We start from the raw sequence: 23,074 nt of genomic DNA on the forward strand, positions 1-23,074 counted from the left end.
CGTCTACCGTTGGGGGCGTGAACTTCGACGCGTACGCCCGGACCGGCGTTGACCTGGTCAACGCCCGCCTGGACGACCTCGACGACCTGCGAGCCCTCTTCCCCGACGAGAACGCCTGGATGCGCGACGAGGTCGCGGACCGGGACGTGGCGATCTTCCGCCGGGCGCAGAAGCGGTTGCGCGACGTCTTCGAGTACGGCACCTCGGGGCGGGACGCCCAGGCGGTCACCGAGCTGAACGCGCTGCTGGAGGCGTTCCCGGTGCAGCCGCGCATCTCCGGGCACGACTCCAGCGACTGGCACATGCACGTGACCAGTCGGGGTGCCTCGGTCAGTGCTGAATACCTGGCCGGCGCGGTCTGGGGGCTGTCGGTCTGGCTCTGCGAGTACGGCAGCGCCCGGTTCGGGGTCTGCGCCGACGAGCGGTGCGGCAACGTCTACCTGGACACGTCGTCAAACTGCTGCCGGCGGTTCTGCTCGGAGCGCTGCGCCACCCGCTCGCACGTCGCCGCGCACCGCGCCCGCAAGCGGGCGGCGGTCGGCGAGCAGGTGACTGTCGCCCCGCAGCCGACCTCCGCCGCAGACTCCCTCTCGCCGGTCAGCTGACGCCGCCACCGCCCGATCGTGGGCGGACGGGTCAGGCGTCGACAGGTGACGACGCGGTCAGGTGCTGGCGGGCGAACTCCAGCGCGGCGCGCAGGTCCGCCTCGCGCACCGCGCGGCTCTTCGCGCCCCGGGTGGCGACCTCCACCGCGACCGCCCCGGTGAAACCTCGACCGGCCAGCGACGAGAGCAGCTCCCCGCAGGGCTGGGTGCCCCGCCCGGGCACCAGATGCTCGTCGCGGCCCTCGCCGGTGCCGTCACCGAGGTGCACGTGCGCCAGCCCGGCGCCCATCCGGTCGGCCATCTCCAGCGGGTCGCTGTGCGAGGCCGCGCAGTGCGACAGATCCAGGGTGTACGACGGGTAGCCGGCGTCGGTCGGATCCCAGCCGGGCACGTACGGGACGAACTGCCGACCCGCCATCCGCACCGGGTACATGTTCTCCACGGCGAAACGCAGCCCGGGGAACCGGTCCGCGACGGCGGCGAGACCCTCGGCGAAGTTTCGCGCGTATTCGCGCTGCCAGGTGAACGGCGGGTGCACCACGACGGTCGGCGCGCCCAGCGTCTCGGCCAACTCGGCGGCCTTGCGCAGCCGCTCCCACGGGTCCGGGCTCCACACCCGCTGGGTGACCAGCAGGCAGGGCGCGTGCACCGAGAGCACCGGCACGTCGTAGTGCGTGGACAGGCCGCGCAGCGCGCCCGCGTCCTGGCTGACCACGTCGGTCCAGACCATCACCTCGACGCCGTCGTAACCGAGCGCCGCGGCCAGTTGGAACGCCGCCGCGGTCGGCTCGGGAAAGACCGACGAGCTGGACAGGAGCACGGGAACGCGGGAAGTCACATCAGCCAGCGTAGCCCGGCAGCGCCGGGGGCATCGTGACGAGCGCCGGCAAACCTACCGAAAACGGCCTCCGGATCAGATCGGCTCCAGTTGATCGAGCCGGCGGAGGATGACACCCTCCCGCAGCGCCCACGGGCAGATGTCCAGCGAGTCCAGATCCAGGCGGCGCATCACCGCCTCGGCGACCACGGCACCAGCCAGCAACTGGTGTGCCCGACCCGTGCTGACCCCCTCCAACTCCATCAACTGCGCCGGTGGGATATGCCGGATGAAGCCGATGACCTGCCGCAGGCCGGCCCGGGTCAGGCTGCGTCGCACCCACAACCCGGAACCGGACGGGGCCGCCCCGGCCAGTCGGGCCAGGGTGCGGAACGTCTTCGAGGTGGCCACCGCCCGACCCCAGCCCACCTCGGTCATCTGGTCGACGACCTTGTCCAGCCGGCCGTCCACGTACTCCCGGAGCTTGTCGACGGCCTCCGCCGACGGCGGGGCCGCACTGGCCGGATCGACCCGCAGCCGCTCCCGGGTCAGCCGACCCGCCCCGAGTGGCAGGGAGACAGCGACGTCCGGGTCCTCGTCGATGCCGGCGGCGATCTCCAACGAGCCGCCGCCGATGTCCAGCACCAGCAGCCGGCCCGCCGACCAGCCGAACCACCGCCGCACGGCCAGGAACGTCATCCGCGCCTCGTCCGCACCGGAGAGCACCGCCAGGCGTACGCCGGTCTCGTCCCGGACCCGGGCCAGCACCTCGGCCGCGTTTGTGGCGTCGCGCACCGCGGACGTGGCGAACGCGATCAGGTCGTCGGCCGCCAACCCGGTGGCCGCCGCCTTGGCCATGCCCACCGCCTTGACCAGGCCGTCCGCGCCCGCCTCGGTCAGCGCGCCGTCCGGGCCGATCTGCTCGGCCAGCCGGAGCACCACCTTCTCGGAGTGCGCCGGCCACGGGTGCGCGCCGTGGTGCGCGTCCACCACGAGGAGATGCACCGTGTTGGATCCGACGTCGAGGACACCCAGTCGCATGGTGAAGACCCTAGGCGCAACACGTTTGCGCGGCTCACCGGCCTGCGGACGTGACCGCGCGTACGCTGGGCCGAGTGACGATGGAGCTCCGTGTGCTGGTGGACGACCCGGGTGACCCGCGCAGCCGCGAGGTGCCCCTGGACTTCCCTCGGGAGTGGATCGAGTTCACCGATCCGGCCGACGAGACGCACCTGATCCGGGCCGACCTGACCTGGTTGCTCTCCCGCTGGACCTGCATCTTCGGCAAGGGTTGCCACGGCATCATCGCCGGCCGGGCCGCCGACGGTTGCTGCTCGCACGGGGCGTTCTTCACCGACTCGGACGACGAGAAGCGGGTTCGCAACGCCGTCCGGCGGCTCGCCCCGTCGACCTGGCAGCATTTCCGTCGCGGCTTCAAGAACTGGACCGACGAGGACACCATCGACGGCAAGAACCCGGCCCGCCGCACCGCCACCCAGGGCGCCGACGGTCCGTGTGTGTTCCTCAACGACGCCGACTTCGCCGGCGGGGGCGGTTGCGCCCTGCACGCCCAAGCGCTGCGCGACGGGGTGCACCCGTTGGAATACAAGCCGGACGTCTGTTGGCAGCTGCCGATCCGCCGCGATCAGGACTGGGTGAAGCGGCCGGACAACAGCAAGGTGCTGGTCTCCACGCTGTCCGAGTTCGACCGGCGGGGGTGGGGAGCCGGCGGGCACGACCTGGACTGGTGGTGCACCTCCTCGACGGACGCGCACGTCGGCACCGAGCCGATGTACCTGTCGTACGGGCCGGAGCTGACCGCGCTGATCGGCGCTGCCGCGTACGAGCGGTTGGCCGAGCTGTGCGCGACCAGGACGAAGCAGGGCATGATCGCCCCGCACCCGGCCGACGAGGTCTAGCGGATCTTGGTAGCAATCTTGCTACCATTCAGGTCATGGCTATGACGCTTCGACTTGACGACGACCGTGAACGGCGACTCCGACTCGTTGCGGACGAAGAGGCGCGGTCGATGCACGCCGTCGTCGTCACCGCGATCGACGACTACCTCGCTCGGCGGAACGCCAAGGAGTTCGGCGACCTCGCTGACGAAATCATCGAACGCCACGCCACGCTGCTCGCTCGCCTGGCGGAGTGATGACGGAGATCCGTTACCCCACGCTCGCTGACGTGGCGAGCATCGCCCGCAAGATCGGCGTTGGGATCAGGGACGCCGGTCTCGTCGAGTCGGCGGTGGCCCGGCCGCAGACGAGCGTGTTCGGTGAAGACGCCTACCCCGACCTGTGGACCAAGGCGGCGGCACTGCTGCACTCGCTTGTCAACAACCACCCGTTCGTGGACGGCAACAAGCGGATCGGCTGGATCGTGGCCATCACCTTCCTGCTCCAGAATCACGCCGTCACCATCGATCAGCTCGACGAGGTCGACCAGGACATCGCGTACGACCTGGTCATCAGCGTTACCGAGAGCCGGCTGACGGAGGTGGCCGAGATCGCCGCGGTGTTACGCAAGCTGTTCTGAGCTGGGCGCCCGTCAGCTCAACGCCGCGTCGACGATCGTGCGGGCGCTGCGCCGGGCCGCCTCGGCGATCGCCGGGTCTCCGTCCAGCACGCCGCTGGCGAGCCCACCGTCGAGCAACAGGGTGAGCTGCCGGGCGAGCAACTCCGGGTGGGCCGCGCCCGCCTGACGGGCCAGCTCGGTCACCCAGGCGCGGACCACGGTCTTGTGTTCGACCGTCCGGGCGTGCACCGGGCCGCCGGCAGGTGACTCGGCGGCGGTGTTGATGAACGCGCAGCCGTGGTAGCCGTCGCGGCGGCAGGCGCCGGCCAACGCGTCGAACATCCCGATCAGCTGGTCGCGCGGCTCGTCGCCGGCATCCCTTGCCGCGGCCCGCAGCGCACCGAACCACGCCTGGTCGACCCGATCCAGGTAGGCCAGCACCAGATCGTCCTTGCGTGGGAAGTGCTTGTAGAGCGTCGCCTTGGCCACGCCCGACTCGGCGATGACCGTGTCCACCCCGACGCCACGCGGCCCGTGCGCGTAGAAGAGTCGGAACGCGGTGTCCAGGATCCGGTCCCGGGCCGAGCCGGCCGGAGTGCGTGGCGCGGGCATCGGTACTCCCTTGATCTGCTGGTGTCGGCTTGATCATACCGACAGTTCCGTCTGTCGGCCCCGGTGCGGTGACGCGGGCGAGGAGGCGGGGGTGTCAGGTGGGCGGCCTTTGGAGCTGAATCGCTTACGACATCAGCGGGTGATTCGTTTGCGACATCAGCTCCAAAGGTCCTCCAGCAGAGTCCATCCCCATCCCCATCCCCATCGCACACCGCAGGGCCGTCCGCAGGGCGGCGCCAGCCTTGGGACGCGGCAAGGGGACAGCAGTAGACAGACCTGTCTGTTAGCCTGCTCGCCATTCGGCGCGAGCCCGCTCCGCGCCACGACGGAGGAGCGATCGACATGCGTATCGCAGTTTTCGGAACCGGATCGGTCGGGCGGGCGATCGCCGCTCGTACGGCGGAGTTGGGCCACCAGGTGACCATCGGCACCCGGGACGTCGCGACCACCCGGGCCGGCGAGTACGCGGCCTGGGCGGCGCAGCATCCCGAGGTGGGCCTGGCGACCCAGGCAGACGCGGCCGTCGACGCCGACCTGGTGGTCAACGCCACAAGTGGCGACGGCTCCCTGCCCGCGCTCACCGCGGCCGGCGCGGCGAACCTGTCCGGCAAGATCGTGCTCGACATCTCCAACCCGCTCGACTTCGGTGCGGGCTTCCCGCCCACCCTGTCGGTGCACAACACCGACTCCCTCGCCGAACGGATCCAGCGTGAGTTTCCGCAGACCAAGGTCGTCAAGTCACTCAACACGCTGACGGCGGAGCTGATGGTGCGCCCACGTCAGCTCGCCGACGGCGCGCACAGCGTCTTCGTCTCCGGCGACGACGCGGAAGCCAAACGGATCGTCACCGAGCTGCTCGTCAGCTTCGGGCACACCGACGTCATCGACCTCGGTGACATCTCGACCGCCCGGGGCGTCGAGATGCTGCTGCCGCTCTGGCTACGACTCTACGGGCGGCTCGACACCGCCATGTTCAACATCAAGGTCGTCCGCTGACCGAGGGCCGACAGGCCGAAGGGGGCCTGCGTCGAACGCAGACCCCCTTCGAGTACGCCGATCACGGCTCGAACTTGTAGCCCAGACCCCGGACGGTCACGATGAAGCGCGGCGCCGACGGCTCCGGCTCGATCTTGGAGCGGAGCCGCTTGACGTGCACGTCAAGCGTCTTGGTGTCACCGACGTAGTCGGCGCCCCAGACCCGGTCGATGAGCTGGCCGCGGGTGAGCACCCGGCCCGCGTTGCGCAGCAGCAGCTCCAGCAGTTCGAATTCCTTCAGCGGCAGCTGTACGGCCCCGCCGTCGACTGTCACCACGTGCCGCTCGATGTCCATCCGCACCGGGCCGGCGGCCAGCGTCGGCGCACCCGCCTCGGCGACCTCCGGGCTCTGCCGGCGCAGCACCGCCCGGATCCGGGCGACCAGTTCCCGCGGCGAGTACGGCTTCGTGACGTAGTCGTCAGCGCCGATCTCCAGCCCGACCACCTTGTCGATCTCGCTGTCCCGGGCGGTGACCATGATGATCGGCACGGCGGAGCGCTGCCGCAACTGCCGGCAGACCTCGGTCCCCGACATCTCGGGCAACATCAGGTCGAGCAGCACGATGTCGGCGCCGGTCCGGTCGAACTCGGTGAGGGCGTCGGTGCCGGTCGCGGCGACCGAAACCTCAAAGCCCTCCTTACGGAGCATGTACGACAAGGCGTCGGAGAACGACTCCTCGTCCTCGACCACGAGAACGCGGCTCAACGGGGATTTCCTTTCCATTTGCTGTCAGACCTGCCGTAGCCCAGTCGGACCGGACTCGATCCCAACCGGCGGCAGTGTCGCCAGGAGGTCGTCCGGTGGACTGGCGGGCAGCCGGAGGGTGAACGTCGATCCACCACCAAGAGTGCTCGACACCTCGACCCGTCCGCCATGGTTGCTCGCAATGTGTTTCACGATCGCCAGGCCGAGCCCGGTGCCGCCGGTGGCACGCGAGCGGGCCTGGTCGGCCCGGTAGAACCGCTCGAAGATCCGATCGACGTCGGTGGGGGCGATACCGATGCCCTGGTCGGCGACGGCGACCTCGACGTGCTCGTCGTCGCCGCGCAGGGTCACCCGGACCGTGGTGTCCTCGCCCGAGTAGTTGATGGCGTTCTCCACCAGGTTCGCCACCGCCGTGGCGAGTTGGGAGTCGCTGCCGTACGCGGTCAGGCCACGCTGCCCGTCCACTGTCACCGCGACACCCCGGGCGGAGGCCGTGGTGCGCGTCCGGTCGACCACCTCGGCGATCACCCAGTCCAGCGCGACCGGCTCCGGTGGCGGCTGCGGCTCAGCCCCCTGCAACCGGGTCAGCTCCAGCAACTCCTGCACCAGCCGACCCAGCCGGGTCGACTCGTGCTGGATCCGTTCGGCGAACCGGCGGGCGGCCACCAGGTCCTCGGAGAGGTCGGGCGTCGCCACGTCGGCCGGCTCGGTCGCGTCCAGCAACGCCTCGGCGAGCAGTTGCAGGGCCCCGATCGGGGTCTTCAGCTCGTGGCTCACGTTGGCCACGAAGTCGCGTCGCACCCGGGTCAGCCGGTGTGACTCGGTCACGTCGACCGCCTCGACAGCGATGAAGCCGTTGCCGAGACCCATCGCCCGCAGGTGTACGCCGAGCGGATTCTCCCCCGCGCTGTCGCGACCCCGGGGCAGGTCCAGCTCGATCTCGCGCCGCACGCCGGTGCGTCGCACCTGGCCGGCAAGGGTACGGATCAGCGGGTGCGCGGCGATTGAGCCGGGGGTGCTGCCGGTACGCAGCAGCCCCATCGCGCGGGCGGCCGGGTTGATCAACACGGGGACGTCGTCGTTGTCCAGTACCACGACACCGGCCCGGAGTGAGTCGATCGTCCGGCGGCCGAGCCCGGCCTGCTGCTCGTCGGCTATCGCGGGCCTCCCCCTGCTCCAGCGGAAGCTGACGCTCCCCGTCGACGTGGAGCGGCCGCCCCGCCTCGGCAGGAACCGGGGCAGCAGCAGACCGGCGGCCATCCCGGCCACCAACGCCACGGCCACCACGACCGCCACCGCCCACTCCACCCGGCGATCGTAGGGTCATTGTTAACCTGGCTACCACACAGACCGGGACGAACTACCCTCACTTACGGAAGTGTTCACCCCCACGTCTGGCGTCGTTCACCGTGGTTCATCCGGGATCCGTCCACGCGCCCTACCGTTGGCGTCGCACCTGCTCAACCCCCTGCGCCGGCACCCGTCGGCGGCGACCGACCACAGGACGTGATGATGCGCGACGAGTTCCGGGCCGACCTCCAGATCGTCAGCCAACTGCTGGTGGACATGGCGGAGGGCGTCCGCGCCGCCATGCGCCAGGCCACCCGGGCCCTGCTCACCGCCGACCGGCAGGCCGCCGAGACGGTCATCGAGCGGGACGCCGAGATCGACGACCTCTACCGGCACGTCGAGGAGCGGGTCTGTGACCTGCTCGCCCGACAGGCGCCGGTCGCCTCCGACCTCCGGGCGATGATCACCGCGCTGCACGTGGCAGCTGATCTGGAGCGGATGGGCGACCTCGCCGAGCACGTGGCCAAGACCGCGCTGCGCCGGCACCCCTCCCCCGCCGTCCCGGCCGAGCTGCGGACGGTCTTCACCGAGATGTCCGAGATCGCCGACCGGATGGCCGTCAAGATCGGTTCGGTGCTGGCGAAGCCCGACGCCGACCTCGCCGGCGAGCTGGACCGCGACGACGACGCCATGGACGAGCTGCACAAGAACCTGTTCGCGGTGCTGCTCGGCGACGACTGGCCGTACGGGGTGGAGACGGCGATCGACGCCACCCTGCTGGGCCGCTTCTACGAGCGCTTCGCCGACCACGCTGTCAACGCCGGCGAGCACGTGATCTACCTGATCACCGGGGAGAGCGCGCCCAACAGCAACTGACCGGCACGGAAAGGGGCCCCTCGCCATCGCTCTCCGCGATGACGAGGGGCCCCTTTCGGCTGGCTCAGCGCCCCTGGTTGGCCACCGCCGCGGCGGCGGCCTTCGCGGCGGTCGGGTCGAGGTAGGTGCCGCCCAGCGTGAGCGGGCGCAGCTGCGGGTCGAGGTCGTAGCGCAGCGGGATGCCCGTCGGGATGTTCAGCTTGGCGATCGCCTCGTCGGAGATCTGGTCGAGGTGCTTGACGAGGGCGCGCAGCGAGTTGCCGTGCGCGGCCACCAGCACCGTCCGGCCGGCCAGGATGTCCGGCACGATCGAGTCGTACCAGTAGGGCAGCATCCGCTCGACGACGTCCTTGAGGCACTCGGTGCGCGGCATCAGCTCGGTCGGCAGCAGCGCGTAGCGCGGGTCACCCACCTGCGACCACTCGTCGTTGTCGTCGATCGGCGGCGGCGGGGTGTCGTACGAGCGGCGCCAGAGCATGAACTGCTCCTCGCCGTACTCGTCGAGGGTCTGCTTCTTGTTCTTGCCCTGCAGGGCGCCGTAGTGCCGCTCGTTGAGCCGCCACGACCGGCGGACGGCGATCCAGTGCCGGTCGGCGGCGTTGAGCGCCAGCTCGGCGGTGCGGATGGCGCGACGCATCACGCTGGTGTGCACGACGTCCGGCAGCAGGCTGTGCTCGCGCATCAACTCGCCGCCGCGCCTCGCTTCGCCCTCGCCCTTCTCGGTCAGGTCGACGTCCACCCAGCCGGTGAAGAGGTTCTTGGCATTCCAGTCGCTCTCACCGTGTCGCAGCAGGACCAGCGTCCCGACGGTGGGCCCTTCGCTCGCAGTCATGCGGATCATCCTGCCTCAACCGCCCGACGGACACGCGGGCAGCCGTCGTGACGACCACCACGTGAAAAAGCTGATGACCAGCGGATCCGCCCGCCACTAGGGTTGTAAGGCACGCCAGTCACATCGGTCATTACTTGCAAGCGGGGCGCCATATGCGGACGATGCGGAGTTGGTTCCGGGACACCACCGGCGGCTTACCGACCACCTTCTGGTACCTCTGGTCCGGCACCCTGATCAACCGGCTCGGCTCGTTCGTCCTCGTCTTCCTCGCCATCTACCTGACCCAGGAACGTGGCTTCTCGGCCTCGCAGGCCGGCCTGGTGATCGGCCTCTGGGGCGTCGGCGGGGCGTTCGGCACCACCGCCGGCGGCACCCTCGCCGACCGGTGGGGCCGCCGGCCGACGCTGCTCACCGCCCACGTGGGCGCGGCGGCCATGATGCTCGCGCTCGGGCTGGCCCGGGACCTCTGGGCGGTGGCGCTGGGCGCGCTGCTGCTCGGCATGTTCGCCGAGGCGGCCCGACCCGCGTTCGGGGCGATGATGATCGACGTGGTGCCGGCGAAGGACCGGCTGCGCGCCTTCTCGCTCAACTACTGGGCGATCAACCTGGGCTTCGCCTGCGCCGCCGTCCTCGCCGGCCTCGCCGCCCAGGCCGACTACCTGCTGCTCTTCGTCGTCGACGCAGGCACCATGCTGATCACCGCGCTGATCATCTTCAGCAAGGTGCCGGAGACCCGGCAGGCCGGCCCCGCCACCGCCGTCACGTCAGCAGCGGCTCCGCGAGGCGCGCTGCGCACGATCCTCACCGACCGGGTCTACCTCGGCTTCGTGGCACTCAACCTGTTCGCCGCGCTGGTGTTCCTTCAGCACATCTCGATGCTGCCGATCGCGATGGGTGACGACGGTCTGAGCCCGGCCACCTACGGCTCGGTGATCGCACTCAACGGCATCCTCATCGTGGTCGGCCAGCTCTTCGTGCCCCGACTGATCCGCGGACGGAGCCGCTCACACGTGCTCGCGCTGGCATCCGTGGTGATGGGCGTCGGGTTCGGGCTGACCGCGTTCGCCGGCACCCCCTGGTTCTACGGGCTGACCGTGCTGATCTGGACGGTCGGGGAGATGCTGAACTCGCCCTCCAACTCCACGCTGATCGCCGAGCTGTCCCCGGCCGAACTGCGCGGTCGCTACCAGGGCGTGTTCTCCCTCTCGTGGCAGATCGCCGGGGCCAGCGCGCCGATCCTCGGTGGACTGGTGCGCGAGCACGCCGGCAACGACACGCTCTGGTACGGCTGCGCGGCGCTCGGCCTCCTGACCGCTGTGGCCCACCTGGTGTCCGGGCCGGCCCGGGAACGGCGGGCGGTCGCACTGCGCGGCTCCGGCGAGGCACTGGCACCGACCACCGCCTCCCGGGCCCCGCAGCCCGCCGAGGCGTAATGAGTGGCGCGGCGGTGCCGGATTTCCTACTGTGCAGTGGAAACAGTTAACAACCTGAACTGTCGGGAGGTCGGGTGCACGCCCTGCGGCGCTGGTGGCACGACACCGCAGGCGGACTTCCCGCCACCTTCTGGTATCTCTGGGCCGGCCTGCTGATCAACCGGGCCGGCGCCTTCGCCATGCTGTTCCTCTCGCTCTACCTCACCGACGTACGCGGCGCGAGCGAAGGCCTGGCCGGCACAGTGGTCGGCGCGTACGGGGCCGGCGGGGCGGCCGGCGTCCTGCTCGGCGGGGTGCTCGCCGACCGGTGGGGCCGCCGGGCGACCCTGCTCGCCGCACACCTGGCCACTGTCGGCCTCATGGTGGCGCTCGCCTTCACCCGACCCCTGCTGCTGATCGCTGTGCTCTCCGCGCTGATCGGCGTGGTCCACTCGATGCCCAGCCCGGCGTTCGTGGCGGCGATCGTCGACGTGGTGCCCGCCGAACGCCGCTCGCGCGCGTTCAACCTCCAGTTCTGGGCGTTCAACCTGGGCATGGCGGTCGCCTCGCTGCTCGCCGGGGTGCTGGCCGAGGCGAGCTTCACCGCACTGTTCCTGGTCGACGCGGGCGCCACACTGACCGCCGCCGCCGTGATCGGCTGGAAGGTGCCCGAAACCCTGCGGCTGGCCCGGCCAGTGGCCGGCCCACCGCCCGCCACCCCCACGGCACAGAGGTCCGTCCGGACCCGGGGGCCGGGACTGCACACCGCGCTCACCGACCGCACCTTCCTGGTCTTCGTCGGGCTCACCTTCGTGCTGGCCGTGCTCACCATGCAGACGTCCACGATCATGCCGCTGGCCATGCGCGCGGACGGCCTGGGGCCATCGGCGTACGGGCTGGTGGTGGCGCTCGGCGGCGCGCTGATCGTGGTCGGGCAACTGTTCGTGCCCCGGCTGATCGACAGGCACCGCAAGGACGTCGTGCTGGCCGCCTCCACCGCCCTGCTCGCGCTCGGCTTCGGGGCGTTGGCCATCGCCGACGAACTGGCCATCTACCTGGGTGCCGCAGTGGTCTGGACGGTCGGCTCGATGCTCGCCGCCCCGCCCAACGCGCAGATCAACGCGGACCTGGCACCACCGCAGCTACGCGCGCGCTACCAGTCGGTCTTCTACCTGACGTTCCCGGCCGCGGCATTCGTCGCGCCCACCCTCGGCGGGGTGAGCCTCCAGCACCTCGGCGACCGGCACTGGCTGATCGTGGGCGGGCTGGGGCTGCTGGCCGCGCTCGGGCACCTGCTCGCCGGACCACCCCGCGAGCGGCACGTCGCCGCGCTGCGCCGCCGGATCACCAACCCGGAACCGACGACCTCCGCAGACCGCGTACCGACCGGGTAAACCACGCAAAGCGCCCACCATGTCCCTGAGGTCATGGTGGGCGCCCGCCGGTGGGGCCGGCGGCGGCGGGCAACACTCACCCCCGTAAGCATCGCCCGCTCACGCCGCCGGTCCAAACAGGTGGGAACCGTCCCCCAACGGTTAATCCACCCGTCCCCTCGCGCCTCGTCTGGTGCGCGGATCTGATCGATCCGCCGCTCCCCCGAACGTTTCCAAACGTGGCGCGGTGCAATAAAGCTAGTTCGCCCGGATTCTGGATTCAACCCAGAACGGCTGTCTCGCCGGTCACAACTGGCGAGTATCCGCTGCTCCGGCCTCGTCCGTTGGCAACAGCCGGGTACCCGTCGGCCATTCCCGCAAACACCTCAACCGTCCTCCCGATCGGGTGACTCGGTCCGGAAGAAGTTGCTCTGCCGGCCGTCCCGCATCTGTTCCTGATAAATCAGGTTCAGCCGCCGCAGGTCAAAGGTGTGGAACCAGTCATCCCAGGTGATCTCGCGGATCCGGCTGCTTTCCCGATATCCGGGAATGTTGAAGGTCAACACACCCGCCCGGCCATCCCGCTCGGTGCCCGCGATGGTCGCCGGCTTCGCCCCGCGCTCCCGGGCCCAGCGCTGGATCACCTCATGGTTCGCCGTGATCAGACTCCGCCCCGGCCGCTCCGGCCGGTCCGCGATCGACGAGATCACCTGCGAGCTACGGACCGACCGACCCGTACCCCGTCCGGTCCGAATCCCACCGGCCGTCGTCCCGCCACCGGTCGACGGCGTAAACGTGCGCTTCGCCGCCGCACTCCTGGCCGGCGCCGCGCGCTTCGCCGCCGGTCGCGCCGGTGCCTTCTTCGCCGGCGCCTTCCGCGCGGGCGCCGTACGCGCCGTCGCTGTCTTACGGGCCGTCGTGGTCTTACGGGCCGCCGCAGTCTTACGGGCGGCGGTCGTCCTGCTCGCGGCCGTGGTCTTGCGTGCGGCCGCTGTCGTCTTCTTCGCGGCGCTCGCCTTCTTCGCTGGAGCCTTCTTCGCTGGTGCCTTCTTCGCGGCGGTCGCCTTCTTCGCCGGTGCCCTCTTCGCCGCCGCCGTCGACTTCCGCGTGGCGGTCGCCTTCGTTGCGGCAGCCCGCTTCGCGGGCGCGCTCTTGTTCGCCGGCGCGGCCTTCGCGCGGCTCGACGCCGGCCTGGCCGCCGACTTCTTGGTGGCGGCGGCGCGACCCGCCGACGACCGGCTGCCGGTGGCCCGGCCCGACGGGCCGGTACTGCTCCGACCCGCGCCGGCCCGCATCGAGCGCACCAACTGTTTCACCAGGTCGGGCTTGCGCAGTGCGGAGATCCCGGAGACCCCCCGTTTGCGCAACTGCCCGCGGATGTCGTCCACCCGCATCCGGGAGATCTCCGACTCGGAGACTCCGGGCGTTGCCGGCGTCTGGTTGCCGGCCTGTCGCTTCGTCCTGGTCGCAGTCGCGCCGCGACCTGAGCTGTTCCGCTGAGCCATGGGACGCTCCGCTCCTTGGCACTCCGTCATCGGCGCGCGGGGGTCCCTTGCCGCACCGCGCGGTGCGGCATACCCGTCAGGAGCACTCCGAACCACGTCGGCGACACCACTGCCTCGCCTGCTCCGCGATCTTGCGATTTCTGTCGCGACAGAAGGGGCATATCCACTCATGTCGACAACAGAAAACGCGAGATCGGCGCGCTCCTCCTGCCCGGGACATGGTGATCTACCACAAGTCCGCGGGCGCGGGGTGTTGAGTCAGGCTGGGTCGGGGCCGGCGCCGGAGGGCTCGAAGAGGTGGGCGAAGGCGGCAAGGTTGGCTGTCGACTCGCCCCGCTTGACCCGCCACTCGTACTCGCGCCGGATCGAACTGCCGAAGCCGATCTCCAGCATCGTGTCGAACGACTCGTCGGCGTACGTGAGCACCGCGCCGAACAGTCGGTCCAACTCGTCGGCGTCCACACCGGCCGGGTTGACCCGACCGGTCAGGTACACGTCGCCGACGGCGTCGGTGGAGAAGGAGACGCCGTACATCCGGGCGTTGCGCTGCAACAACCAGGCCCACAGCTCCTCGCGGCGCTCGTCCGGCTGGCGCATCACGAACGCCTCGATCCGCAGCGCGTGCTCGCCGACGATCAGGTTGCAGATCGTCTTGAGCTTGTGGGTGCCCGGCAACGTCACCGCGTACGAGCCGGGGCCGGTCGACTCCCAGGCCAGGTCCCGCTCGGCGCAGACCGACTCGATCAGGGTCGCAAGATCGCTCTTCGGGCTCACCGGACCCACTCTACGACCGACTCGGCCCCCGCACCGGGCGACGACGGGCGCCCCGGGTCACCAGGAACAGGAGAGCGCCGGGTCACCCGCCAGGTCGGCCGCGAGCCGGGCGCGGTGTCCGGCGATCGCCTCGCCGTAGACCCCGAGCAGGCCAGCGACCGTACGGTCCCAGGAGAAGTGCCGTGCGTGCTGCTCGGCACCTCGGGCCAGCACCGACCGGAGCGCCCGGTTCGGCAGCAGACTGCCCAACGCCCGGGCCCAGTCGACCGGGTCGTGCCCGTCGATCAGTACGCCGCTGACCTGGTCCCGGACGGCGGTGACCAGCCCTCCGACGGCGGCGGCCAGCACCGGCGTACCGCAGGCCTGCGCCTCCAGGGCGACCAGCCCGAACGATTCGTTGTGCGACGGCACCGCGACCAGATCCGCCGCCCGGTACAGGGCCGGAAGGTCGTCCCCGGTCAGCGGCGGCAGGAACCGCACCCCGTCGCTGACCCCGAGCTTGGCGGTCAGCTCGATCAGGGCGGTCGGCCGGTCCAGCCCACTGCCGCTGGGCCCGCCGCAGATCACCACTGTCACCTGATCGGCCAGCGCCGGGTCGCGCTCCCGCAACGCGGCGATCGCGCGGATCAGCACGTCGGGGGCCTTGAGTGGCTGGATCCGACCGACGAAGGCAACCACGTACCCGTCGACCGGAAGCCCCAGCCGGCGACGGGCCTGGCGGGCGGCCGCGGACCGGTCGCCCGGCGCGGGCCGGAACCGGGCCAGGTCGACGCCCGGCTGCACCACGGAAACCCGGGTCGGGTCGGCGTCGTACCGGTCGAGCAGGTCGCTGGCCTCGACCCGGGTGTTGGCGACCAGCCGGTCCGCCTCGGCGACGACCTGTTCCTCGCCGATGACCCGGGCCTTGGGCTCCGGCCGGTCACCGGCCGCGAGCTGGGCGTTCTTGACCTTCGCCAGGGTGTGCGCGGTGTGCACCAGCGGCACCCCCCAGCGCTCCTTGGCCAGCCAGCCAACCTGGCCGGAGAGCCAGTAGTGCGAGTGGATCAGGTCGTAGTGGCCGGGCGGGCGGGACGCTTCCGCGCGCAGCACCCCGGCCGTGAAGGCGCAGAGCTGACCGGGCAGCTCCTCCTTGGTGAGACCCTCCAGGGGGCCGGAGGTGATGTGCCGGACCTGCACGCCGGGCGCCATCTCGACCACCGGGGGGAGGTCGCCGGAGGTGGCCCGGGTGAAGATCTCCACCTCCACGTTGGCCTCGGCGAGACGCCGGGCGACTTCGAGGATGTAGACGTTCATTCCGCCGGCATCACCCGTGCCGGGCTGGTGCAGGGGGGAGGTGTGTACCGACAGGGTCGCGATTCGGCGAGGCCGGGGCCACGGTTGGGCACCTCGCTGACGCCCGACACCGGTGTGCATTTCCGCCACATCCGCTCCTTCTTCACGGTTGATGCCGTCTCGCACGACCGGCGCTTCTCGGTCAACCTGTACGCCGGATGTCATCTTCCCCATCGGGCTTCGGAAATTCCCCGGCGCGGCACCTCGGCGTGACGGACCTCATCACCGGACGCCCACCAATGGCCGCCGTACGCCCGGTCGGGGCGGGTCGTACGCCCGCTGTGACAATGTCGGGATGACCTCAGTCGCCATCGTCACCGGAGCGTCCAGCGGGATCGGCGCGGCCACCGCCCGCCGGCTCGCCGCCGAGGGCTTCCACGTGCTCGCCGCCGCCCGCCGCGCCGACCGGCTCACCGAGCTGGTCGCCGAGATCACCGCCGCCGGCGGGCAGGCCACCGCCGTGACCTGCGACATCACCTCGGACGAGTCGGTGGCCCGGCTGGCCGAGGCCGCCGCCCAGGCACCCGGGCCGGTCACCCTGCTGGTCAACAACGCCGGCGGTGCGCGCGGACTGGACCCGGTGGAGTCCGGCTCGGTCGCCGACTGGCAGTGGATGTACGACGTGAACGTGCTCGGCACCCTCCGGGTCACCCAGGCGCTGCTGCCGGCGCTGGAGGCCTCCGGTTCCGGCACCATCGTGGTGGTCTCCTCCACCGCCGGGCTGACCGTCTACGAGGGTGGGGGCGGCTACACCGCAGCGAAGCACGCGCAGACCGCCATCGCCGGCACACTGCGCCTGGAGTTGTGTGGCCGGCCGCTGCGGGTCATCGAGATCGACCCGGGCATGGTGAAGACCGAGGAGTTCGGGCTGGTCCGCTTCGAGGGCGACGCGGAACGGGCGGCCGCCGTCTACGCCGGAGTGCCGGGGCCCCTGGTCGCCGAGGACGTCGCCGACTGCATCGCCTGGTGCGCCACCCGCCCGGAGCACGTCAACATCGACCGGCTGGTGGTCCGGCCCCGGGCACAGGCCGCGCAGCACAAGGTGCACCGGGTCTAGCGAGGAATGAGCCGGGTTTTCGAGCCCCGCAGTCGCGAACGGAGATTGGCCCGGAGGTCGACATGAGCCCTGCGGCGCGGCGCCGGCCGTTCGGCGTGGTCACCCGCGGCACGACGAATCCGAACCGGCTCCGTCGGGTGGACAACTGGATCGTCGCCACCTGCGCCGACCGGCTGTTGGCGGCGGATGACCCCCTGGTGGTCGACCTCGGTTACGGCGCCACCCCGGTGACCGCTGTGGAGTTGCGCGCCCGACTGGCAGCCGGGGTCCGTCCGGACGTACGGCTGGTCGGGTTGGAGATCGACGCTGCCCGGGTGGCCGCCGCGGCGCCGGCCGCCGACCCACCCGGGCTGACGTTCGCCCGGGGTGGGTTCGAGTTGGCCGGGCTCCGGCCGGTGCTGGTCCGCGCGTTCAACGTGCTGCGACAGTACGACGAGAGCGAGGTGGCCGAGGCGTGGCAGACGATGACCGCCGCGCTCGCCCCCGGTGGGGCGCTCGTCGAGGGCACGTGTGACGAGTTGGGGCGGCTCGCCAGCTGGTTGCTGATCGACGCCGAGGGCCCCCGGACGCTGACAGTGGCAGCGAAGCTCACCACGCTGGGCAGTCCCGCCGAGTTGGCCGAGCGGCTGCCCAAGGCGCTGATACACCGCAACGTTCCCGGTGAGCCGGTGCACGCCCTGATCCGCGCCCTGGACGACGCCTGGCAGGCCGCCGCCCCGTACGCCACCTTCGGCCCCCGCCAACGCTGGCTGCGCGCGGTGACCAGCCTCCGCGAGACCGGCTGGCCCATCCTCGACAACCCCACCCGCTGGCGCCAGGGCGAACTAACCGTCCCCTGGCCCCTCCCCTGACCCCCGCCCCGCCCCGCCCCCGCACGCCGATCTTGCGTTTTCGGTCGACGATTCGCACCCTTTCATCTCTTTTGCCCCCACAGAAACTGCAAGATCGCGGGAGCAGAGGGGGCGAGCGTGGGTGGGTGGGGGTTAGAGGGTGCAGTTGATGAGGACTGGTTCGGGGTGCAGGGTCACGCCGAAGCGGGCGTGGACCTGGTCGCGGATGGTGCGAGCCAGGGTGAGCAGGTCGGCGGTGTGGGCGGTGCCGCTGCGGTTGGTCAGCGCCAGGGTGTGCTTGCTGGAGATGGCCACCCCACCCTCGCCGGGGTGGCCCTTGGCGAAGCCGGCCTTGTCGATCAGCCAGGCGGCGCTCACCTTGACCAGGCCGTCCGCCCCGGGCCAGGCGGGCGGGTCGCCCACCTCGGCGGAACGTTCCAGGAGCTGCTCGTACGTCGCCCGGTCGAGCACCGGGTTGGTGAAGAAGGAGCCGACCGAGCGAGTGTCCGGGTCGTTGGCGTCGAGCACCATCCCCTTGCCCGCACGGAGCCGCAGCACCACCGATCGGGCGTCCGCCAGCGGCACCTGGTCGCCCACCTCGACACCGAGGGCTCTGGCCAGCTCCGCGTAGCGCACCGGCCCGGAGAGCGGCGACCGGGTGAGCCGGAAGTCGACCGAGAGCACCACCCAGCGGTCCATGTACTTGAAGATGCTGCCCCGGTAGGCGAAGCCGCAGTCGGCGGCGGGGATGACCTGGCGGGTGCCCTCGACCCGGTCGTACACCTCGACGCCGGTGATGGTCTCGGCGACCTCCTGGCCGTACGCGCCGACGTTCTGGATCGGGGTGGCACCGGTCGAGCCGGGGATGCCGGAGAGGCACTCCAGCCCGGCCCAGCCGTTGGCGACCGTGGTGGCGACCAGGTCGTCCCACGGCTCGCCGGCGTCGACCCGTACGGTGACCGAGGTGGCGTCCTCGGCGATGACCCGCACGCCACGGGAGCGCACCAGGACGACGGTGCCGGGGAAGCCGTCGTCGCCGATCACCACGTTGCTGCCCCCGGCCAGGATCAGGACCGGCTCCGTCGCGGTCCGCACCGCCTGGACGAGCTCATCGGCACTGCTGGCGGCGACGATCCGCTCGGCCGGCCCACCCGTTCGCAGGGTGGTGTAGCCGGCGAGTGGACCGGGGATGGCACGATCGGCGTCGGTTGTCGGCTGGGCGGAGGCGTCTGGCACGCCCTTCACCTTAGGCTGACAAGTAGCCGTGGCACCCACTGGTCGCCCGGCACCCCCGGGAGGATGGCGATGAGCAGACTGCAGGGCAGCAAGGATTTCTGGATCGGGGCGCTCCGGACGGAGGGTCCGGCTTTCGCGGCGGCGGTGGCCGAGGCGCCGCCGGAGACACCGGTGCTGTCCTGTCCGGGCTGGACGGTCAACGACCTCACACTGCACATGGCCGGCATCTACCACTGGGTGTCGTCGTTCGCCGGTTCCGGCCAGACCAGCCAACCGCCTCGGCGGGAGCAGCCTGAGGCCGACCCGGGCGTGAACGCGCTCCAGCTGTGGCAGCAGGGTTACGACCGGGTGATGACCCTCTTCGACGGGCTCGACCCGGAGGCACCGGCGTGGAACTGGGCCCCGCAGCCGAAGAAGGCCGGTTTCTGGCCGCGTCGGATGGCGCACGAGACGGCTGTGCACCGCTGGGACGCCCAGCTCGCCATCGGGGCTGGTGACCCGGTGGAGGCGAAGCTCGCAGCCGACGGGGTGAGTGAGGTGCTGGACACCTGGCTGCCGGCGGGTCGGAGGCAGGTGCCGGGTGACTGGCACGGGGTGGTGCAGCTCTGCGCGACCGACGCGGCCCAGGAGTGGTATCTGCGGCTGCGCGGCGAGGGGGTGGCGCTGCTCGACACCGCGACCATCTTCGACCACGACGATCACCACGCCCGCGCCCAGGTCAGTGGCACCGCGAGCGACCTGTTGCTGGCGGTCTGGGGGCGGGTGAGCTTCGAGACGCTGGACGTGGTCGGCGACCGCGCCCTGTTGGACGGCCTGCGCACCGGCTGACCGATTCAGAACGAACGAGGGCGTCACCCCGGCGGGGGTGGCGCCCTCGTCGCGTACGGGGATCCGTCGTGCTGCGCCCCGGCGAGCGTTCATCACGGGAACGCAACGCTGAGAGAGCGCTCTCTTGACAGTGGGTTGGCCACCCACCACAGTGTCGTGAGAGCGCTCTCTTAGCCATTCGCCATCACCCACCCGCCTTGAGAGAGGTCGATAACCATGGCTGTCTTCCCGCGCCGCCGCCTCGCCGCGGTGGCCCTCGCCGCCGCCACAGCCCTGCTCGTCACCGCTGGCTGCGGTGGCGGCGACGAGCCGGGCGACGGAAAGATCACCCTGACCGTCGACGTCTTCGGCCAGTTCGGCTACGAGCAGCTCTACCAGGAGTACATGGCCGCGAACCCCGACGTGAAGATCGTCGAGCGCGGCACCGGCACCAACCTCGACGAGTACTCGCCGAAGCTGACCCAGTGGCTCGCCGCCGGCCGAGGCGCCGGCGACGTGGTGGCCATCGAAGAGGGCCTGCTGGTCGAGTACAAGGCCAATCCGGCGAACTTCGTCAACCTGCTGGACCACGGCGCCGCCGACCTCAAGGGCAACTTCCTGGAGTGGAAGTGGAACGCCGGCCTGACCGCCGACGGCAAGCAGCTCATCGGCCTCGGCACCGACGTCGGCGGCATCGCCATCTGCTACCGCAAGGACCTCTTCGAGAAGGCCGGCCTGCCCACCGAGCGGGACGCGGTTTCCAAGCTCTGGCCCACCTGGCCGGACTACATCACCACCGGCGAGCGGTTCACCGCGGCGAAGACCGGCGCGTCCTTCCTCGACGGGGCGACAAACACCTTCAACACCATCCTGCTGCAGACCGCCGGCAACACGACCGGCTACAGCTACTACGACACCAGCGGCAACCTCGTCGTCGACAGCAACCCATCGGTACGGCAGGCGTGGGACACCACAATGGACATCATCGACTCGGGCCTCTCCGGAAAGTACGGTTCCTGGTCGGAGGAGTGGGTCTCCGCCTTCAAGCAGTCGAAGTTCGCCACCATCGCCTGCCCCGCCTGGATGACCGGTGTCATCGAGGCCAACGCCGGCACCGACGCCCAGGGCAAGTGGGACATCGCCCGGGTGCCCGGCAACGGCGGTAACTGGGGCGGCTCGCACCTCGCCGTGCCCAAGCAGAGCAAGCACCAGGCCGAGGCGATCGAGCTGGCCAAGTTCCTGACCAGCGCCAAGGGGCAGATCGGGGCGTTCAAGGCCAAGGGTCCGCTGCCCTCGTCCCCGCAGGCGCTCGACGACCCGGCGATCACCGGCGCCACCAACGCGTACTTCTCGGGGGCACCGGTCGGCGCCATCTTCGGCACCGGCGCGAAGAGCCTGAAGCCGGTCTACATGGGCCCGAAGAACCAGGCCGTACGGACCGAGGTGGAGAACGCCGTACGGACCGTGGAGCTGGGTCAGCGCAACCCCGCGCAGGGCTGGACCGACGCGGTGAACAACGCGAAGAAGGCCGCCGCCAAGTAGCCCGAGCGAGCGTGCGGGCGGGCCTCGGAGCAGAGGTCCCGCCCGCCGCTACGGAAAGGAGTCCTCGGGCATGACCGTCCAGCTCGACGCCCGTCCACCGGCCACACCGGCAACCGGTAACCCCCGCCAATCCTCGGGTCGGCTCAGTCGGTTCGACACCCGCTTCTCGCCGTACCTCTACATCGCCCCGTTCTTCCTGATCTTCGGCGTCTTCGGGGCGTACCCGCTGGCGTACACCTTCTGGGTGTCGCTGCACGACTGGGACCTGCTCGGCGCCGACCACCCCTTCGTCGGCGCGGAGAACTACACCCGGCTGCTCGCCGACACCGACTTCTGGCACGCGCTGGTCAACACGCTGGGCATCTTCGTGATCTCCACGGTGCCGCAACTGCTCGCCGCGCTCTGGCTGGCCAACCTCCTGAACCGAGGGCTGCGGGCCCGCACCGGTTGGCGGATGGCGGTGCTCGTCCCGAACGTCACCTCGACGGCCGCCGTGGCGATCGTGTTCGGGGTGCTCTTCGGGCGCGAGTTCGGCATGATCAACTGGCTGCTCGACCTGGTCGGGCTGGACGCGATCGAGTGGAAATCCAACCGGCTGGCGTCCTGGGTGGCCATCTCCGCCATGGTCGACTGGCGGTGGACCGGCTACAACGCGCTGATCCTGCTGGCCGCGATGCAGGCCATCCCCCGCGACCTGTACGAGGCGGCGGCAATCGACGGCGCCAGCCGGGTCCGACAGTTCTGGTCGGTCACCGTGCCGCTGCTCAAGCCGACGATCATCTTCTGCACCATCATCGCCACCATCGGCGGCCTGCAACTCTTCACCGAGCCCCGGATGTTCCACTCCGGCACCAACCCGATCCGCGGCGGACCGCTGCGCGAGTCGCAGACCCTGACCATGTACATGTTCGAGAACGCCTTCGCCCCGCACTACAACTTCGGGTACGGCTCGGCCGTGGCCTGGCTGCTCTTCGCGCTCATCGCGATCGTCGCGGCGGTCAACGTGCTGATCCTGCGTCGACTCGGCGGCGGAGCGCGCCCCAACGCCCGGAAAGGAACCACCCGATGAGCCGGCTCTGGCGGGCCAGCCCGCTCACCTACCTCGCCCTGGTCGTCGCCGCCGGCCTGTCGGTCTTCCCGATCTGGTGGATGTTCGTCGTCGCCAGCCGCAGCAACGACGCGATGGGCCAACTGCCACCCCCGGTCACCCCCGGCGGCAACCTGGGCGCGAACATCGCCCGCCTGTTCGACAACACCGACGCGTACTTCCTGACCGGCCTGATCAACTCGGCGGTCGTCGCGACCACTGTGACCGTCTCCGTGGTGTTCTTCTCCAGCCTGGCCGGGTTCGCCTTCGCCAAGCTCAGGTTCCGTGGCCGCAACGCCATGCTGCTGGTGATCATCGCGACCATGATGGTGCCGACGCAGCTCGGCGTGATCCCGCTCTACCTGCTCATGACCAAGCTGCACTGGAACGACCGGCTGCCCGCGGTCATCGTCCCGGTGCTGGTCACCGGGTTCGGGGTGTTCATGATGCGGCAGTACGCCGGCCAGGCCATCAGCGACGAACTGATCGAGGCCGCCCGGATGGACGGCTGTGGCACCGCCCGGATCTGGTGGCACGTCGTCCTGCCCGCCCTGCGCCCCGCCGCCGCCGTCCTCGGTCTGCTCACCTTCATGACCACCTGGAACGACTTCCTCTGGCCGTACGCTGTATTGAACGATCCGGCGAATCCGACAGTGCAACTCTCCCTACGAGCACTGTCGGACGGGTATTACCAGGACATGTCGCAGGTGTTCACCGGAACGGCCATCGCGACGCTGCCCCTGCTACTGGTCTTCGTGTTGTTCGGCCGGCAGATCATCGGCGGGATCATGGAAGGTGCGGTCAAGGCGTGAGCGAGCGAAGCGAGCGA

General features: G+C 70.6%; 24 protein-coding genes and 1 pseudogene. 15 read left to right on the plus strand and 10 right to left on the minus strand.

The window, feature by feature from the left end; translation table 11 throughout:
- Positions 1-17: 17 nt before the first annotated feature.
- The gene (locus IW249_RS06545; RefSeq protein WP_091402753.1) at positions 18-605 is read left to right on the plus strand and encodes a CGNR zinc finger domain-containing protein; all 588 of its coding nucleotides are present in this window, start codon (positions 18-20) and stop codon (positions 603-605) included.
- Positions 606-636: 31 nt separating this feature from the next.
- On the opposite strand, the gene IW249_RS06550 is transcribed toward IW249_RS06545, so the two are convergent.
- On the minus strand, positions 637-1,443 hold the full coding sequence (locus tag IW249_RS06550) for a sugar phosphate isomerase/epimerase family protein (protein ID WP_196919933.1): 807 nt from the start codon (positions 1,441-1,443) through the stop codon (positions 637-639).
- A gap of 75 nt (positions 1,444-1,518) precedes the next feature.
- Complete coding sequence (locus tag IW249_RS06555) at positions 1,519-2,463, minus strand: Ppx/GppA phosphatase family protein (protein ID WP_196919934.1); 945 nt, start codon at positions 2,461-2,463, stop codon at positions 1,519-1,521.
- Positions 2,464-2,543: 80 nt separating this feature from the next.
- Here IW249_RS06555 and IW249_RS06560 point away from each other — a divergent pair, with 80 nt between their 5' ends.
- The 3 genes from IW249_RS06560 to IW249_RS06570 are packed head-to-tail and all read left to right on the plus strand — an operon-like array spanning position 2,544 to position 3,960.
- Complete coding sequence (locus tag IW249_RS06560; protein WP_196924662.1) at positions 2,544-3,341, plus strand: DUF3109 family protein; 798 nt, start codon at positions 2,544-2,546, stop codon at positions 3,339-3,341.
- Positions 3,342-3,376: 35 nt separating this feature from the next.
- Positions 3,377-3,577, plus strand: a complete 201-nt coding sequence (locus IW249_RS06565) for a ribbon-helix-helix domain-containing protein (RefSeq protein WP_145790112.1) — start codon at positions 3,377-3,379, stop codon at positions 3,575-3,577.
- Complete coding sequence (locus tag IW249_RS06570; RefSeq protein ID WP_196919935.1) at positions 3,577-3,960, plus strand: type II toxin-antitoxin system death-on-curing family toxin; 384 nt, start codon at positions 3,577-3,579, stop codon at positions 3,958-3,960. The genes IW249_RS06565 and IW249_RS06570 overlap by 1 nt, the downstream gene beginning before the upstream one ends.
- 12 nt (positions 3,961-3,972) lie before the next feature.
- Here IW249_RS06570 and IW249_RS06575 read toward each other — a convergent pair whose 3' ends face one another.
- A complete protein-coding gene (locus IW249_RS06575) occupies positions 3,973-4,551 on the minus strand; it encodes a TetR/AcrR family transcriptional regulator (protein ID WP_196919936.1) in 579 nt (192 codons plus the stop codon).
- A 342-nt stretch (positions 4,552-4,893) separates the two neighbouring features.
- On the opposite strand from IW249_RS06575, the gene IW249_RS06580 reads away from it, so the two are divergent.
- A complete protein-coding gene (locus IW249_RS06580; protein ID WP_196919937.1) occupies positions 4,894-5,547 on the plus strand; it encodes an NADPH-dependent F420 reductase in 654 nt (217 codons plus the stop codon).
- Between the two features lie 61 nt (positions 5,548-5,608).
- Here the strand turns inward: IW249_RS06580 and IW249_RS06585 are convergent, their stop codons facing one another.
- The gene (locus IW249_RS06585) at positions 5,609-6,292 is read right to left on the minus strand and encodes a response regulator (protein WP_030329696.1); all 684 of its coding nucleotides are present in this window, start codon (positions 6,290-6,292) and stop codon (positions 5,609-5,611) included.
- 24 nt (positions 6,293-6,316) lie between these two features.
- On the minus strand, positions 6,317-7,600 hold the full coding sequence (locus IW249_RS06590) for a sensor histidine kinase (RefSeq protein ID WP_196919938.1): 1,284 nt from the start codon (positions 7,598-7,600) through the stop codon (positions 6,317-6,319).
- A 204-nt stretch (positions 7,601-7,804) separates the two neighbouring features.
- Here IW249_RS06590 and phoU point away from each other — a divergent pair, with 204 nt between their 5' ends.
- Complete coding sequence (gene phoU, locus IW249_RS06595; RefSeq protein WP_196919939.1) at positions 7,805-8,458, plus strand: phosphate signaling complex protein PhoU; 654 nt, start codon at positions 7,805-7,807, stop codon at positions 8,456-8,458.
- A gap of 64 nt (positions 8,459-8,522) precedes the next feature.
- Here phoU and IW249_RS06600 read toward each other — a convergent pair whose 3' ends face one another.
- Complete coding sequence (locus IW249_RS06600; RefSeq protein ID WP_196919940.1) at positions 8,523-9,290, minus strand: phosphoglyceromutase; 768 nt, start codon at positions 9,288-9,290, stop codon at positions 8,523-8,525.
- 152 nt (positions 9,291-9,442) lie between these two features.
- Between IW249_RS06600 and IW249_RS06605 the strand changes: the two genes are divergently transcribed.
- On the plus strand, positions 9,443-10,723 hold the full coding sequence (locus IW249_RS06605; RefSeq protein ID WP_196919941.1) for an MDR family MFS transporter: 1,281 nt from the start codon (positions 9,443-9,445) through the stop codon (positions 10,721-10,723).
- Positions 10,724-10,797: 74 nt separating this feature from the next.
- Positions 10,798-12,096: an MFS transporter gene (locus tag IW249_RS06610; protein ID WP_196919942.1), complete on the plus strand. Its 1,299-nt coding sequence runs from the start codon at positions 10,798-10,800 to the stop codon at positions 12,094-12,096.
- 365 nt (positions 12,097-12,461) lie between these two features.
- Here IW249_RS06610 and IW249_RS35320 read toward each other — a convergent pair.
- The 3 genes and pseudogenes from IW249_RS35320 to mshA all read right to left on the minus strand — a co-directional run.
- Positions 12,462-13,277, minus strand: a pseudogene (locus IW249_RS35320) (hypothetical protein); the annotation flags it as partial.
- Positions 13,278-13,838: 561 nt separating this feature from the next.
- Positions 13,839-14,354 (minus strand): type III secretion system chaperone family protein, encoded by a 516-nt coding sequence (locus IW249_RS06620; protein WP_091403565.1) that lies wholly within the window; start codon positions 14,352-14,354, stop codon positions 13,839-13,841.
- 57 nt (positions 14,355-14,411) lie between these two features.
- Positions 14,412-15,776 carry a D-inositol-3-phosphate glycosyltransferase gene (gene mshA / locus IW249_RS06625; protein ID WP_196919944.1) on the minus strand — a complete coding sequence of 455 codons (1,365 nt, stop codon included), beginning with the start codon at positions 15,774-15,776 and terminating at the stop codon, positions 14,412-14,414.
- On the opposite strand from mshA, the gene IW249_RS06630 reads away from it, so the two are divergent.
- The 3 genes from IW249_RS06630 to IW249_RS06640 all read left to right on the plus strand — a co-directional run bounded on the left by IW249_RS06630 (position 15,732) and on the right by IW249_RS06640 (position 17,594).
- On the plus strand, positions 15,732-15,899 hold the full coding sequence (locus IW249_RS06630) for a hypothetical protein (RefSeq protein ID WP_196925105.1): 168 nt from the start codon (positions 15,732-15,734) through the stop codon (positions 15,897-15,899). The two genes, mshA and IW249_RS06630, sit on opposite strands and share 45 nt — an antisense overlap.
- 82 nt (positions 15,900-15,981) lie before the next feature.
- Entirely contained in the window at positions 15,982-16,743 is a 762-nt protein-coding gene (locus IW249_RS06635) for an SDR family oxidoreductase (protein ID WP_196919945.1), read from the plus strand.
- 62 nt (positions 16,744-16,805) lie between these two features.
- On the plus strand, positions 16,806-17,594 hold the full coding sequence (locus IW249_RS06640; RefSeq protein ID WP_196919946.1) for a class I SAM-dependent methyltransferase: 789 nt from the start codon (positions 16,806-16,808) through the stop codon (positions 17,592-17,594).
- A gap of 132 nt (positions 17,595-17,726) precedes the next feature.
- Here the strand turns inward: IW249_RS06640 and IW249_RS06645 are convergent, their stop codons facing one another.
- Positions 17,727-18,809 (minus strand): UDP-N-acetylmuramate dehydrogenase, encoded by a 1,083-nt coding sequence (locus IW249_RS06645; RefSeq protein WP_196919947.1) that lies wholly within the window; start codon positions 18,807-18,809, stop codon positions 17,727-17,729.
- A gap of 69 nt (positions 18,810-18,878) precedes the next feature.
- Between IW249_RS06645 and IW249_RS06650 the strand changes: the two genes are divergently transcribed.
- The 4 genes from IW249_RS06650 to IW249_RS06665 all read left to right on the plus strand — a co-directional run bounded on the left by IW249_RS06650 (position 18,879) and on the right by IW249_RS06665 (position 23,057).
- A complete protein-coding gene (locus IW249_RS06650) occupies positions 18,879-19,637 on the plus strand; it encodes a maleylpyruvate isomerase family mycothiol-dependent enzyme (protein WP_196919948.1) in 759 nt (252 codons plus the stop codon).
- 216 nt (positions 19,638-19,853) lie between these two features.
- Entirely contained in the window at positions 19,854-21,158 is a 1,305-nt protein-coding gene (locus IW249_RS06655; protein ID WP_196919949.1) for an ABC transporter substrate-binding protein, read from the plus strand.
- Between the two features lie 70 nt (positions 21,159-21,228).
- On the plus strand, positions 21,229-22,227 hold the full coding sequence (locus tag IW249_RS06660) for a carbohydrate ABC transporter permease (RefSeq protein WP_196919950.1): 999 nt from the start codon (positions 21,229-21,231) through the stop codon (positions 22,225-22,227).
- Positions 22,224-23,057, plus strand: a complete 834-nt coding sequence (locus tag IW249_RS06665) for a carbohydrate ABC transporter permease (RefSeq protein WP_196919951.1) — start codon at positions 22,224-22,226, stop codon at positions 23,055-23,057. The genes IW249_RS06660 and IW249_RS06665 overlap by 4 nt, the downstream gene beginning before the upstream one ends.
- The last annotated feature ends 17 nt before the right edge of the window (positions 23,058-23,074 follow it).

The sequence above is a fragment of the Micromonospora vinacea genome (assembly GCF_015751785.1).
Taxonomy (GTDB): Bacteria; Actinomycetota; Actinomycetes; order Mycobacteriales; family Micromonosporaceae; genus Micromonospora; species Micromonospora vinacea.

Excerpts from the sequence above, each read along its gene's own strand:
- IW249_RS06555 (WP_196919934.1), bottom strand. The coding sequence starts at position 2,463 with ATGCGACTGGGTGTCCTCGACGTCGGATCCAACACGGTGCATCTCCTC.
- IW249_RS06560 (WP_196924662.1), top strand. The coding sequence starts at position 2,544 with ATGGAGCTCCGTGTGCTGGTGGACGACCCGGGTGACCCGCGCAGCCGC.
- IW249_RS06565 (WP_145790112.1), top strand. The coding sequence starts at position 3,377 with ATGGCTATGACGCTTCGACTTGACGACGACCGTGAACGGCGACTCCGA.
- IW249_RS06570 (WP_196919935.1), top strand. The coding sequence starts at position 3,577 with ATGACGGAGATCCGTTACCCCACGCTCGCTGACGTGGCGAGCATCGCC.
- IW249_RS06575 (WP_196919936.1), bottom strand. The coding sequence starts at position 4,551 with ATGCCCGCGCCACGCACTCCGGCCGGCTCGGCCCGGGACCGGATCCTG.
- IW249_RS06580 (WP_196919937.1), top strand. The coding sequence starts at position 4,894 with ATGCGTATCGCAGTTTTCGGAACCGGATCGGTCGGGCGGGCGATCGCC.
- phoU (WP_196919939.1), top strand. The coding sequence starts at position 7,805 with ATGCGCGACGAGTTCCGGGCCGACCTCCAGATCGTCAGCCAACTGCTG.
- IW249_RS06600 (WP_196919940.1), bottom strand. The coding sequence starts at position 9,290 with ATGACTGCGAGCGAAGGGCCCACCGTCGGGACGCTGGTCCTGCTGCGA.
- IW249_RS06605 (WP_196919941.1), top strand. The coding sequence starts at position 9,443 with ATGCGGACGATGCGGAGTTGGTTCCGGGACACCACCGGCGGCTTACCG.
- IW249_RS06635 (WP_196919945.1), top strand. The coding sequence starts at position 15,982 with ATGACCTCAGTCGCCATCGTCACCGGAGCGTCCAGCGGGATCGGCGCG.
- IW249_RS06640 (WP_196919946.1), top strand. The coding sequence starts at position 16,806 with ATGAGCCCTGCGGCGCGGCGCCGGCCGTTCGGCGTGGTCACCCGCGGC.
- IW249_RS06650 (WP_196919948.1), top strand. The coding sequence starts at position 18,879 with ATGAGCAGACTGCAGGGCAGCAAGGATTTCTGGATCGGGGCGCTCCGG.
- IW249_RS06655 (WP_196919949.1), top strand. The coding sequence starts at position 19,854 with ATGGCTGTCTTCCCGCGCCGCCGCCTCGCCGCGGTGGCCCTCGCCGCC.
- IW249_RS06660 (WP_196919950.1), top strand. The coding sequence starts at position 21,229 with ATGACCGTCCAGCTCGACGCCCGTCCACCGGCCACACCGGCAACCGGT.
- IW249_RS06665 (WP_196919951.1), top strand. The coding sequence starts at position 22,224 with ATGAGCCGGCTCTGGCGGGCCAGCCCGCTCACCTACCTCGCCCTGGTC.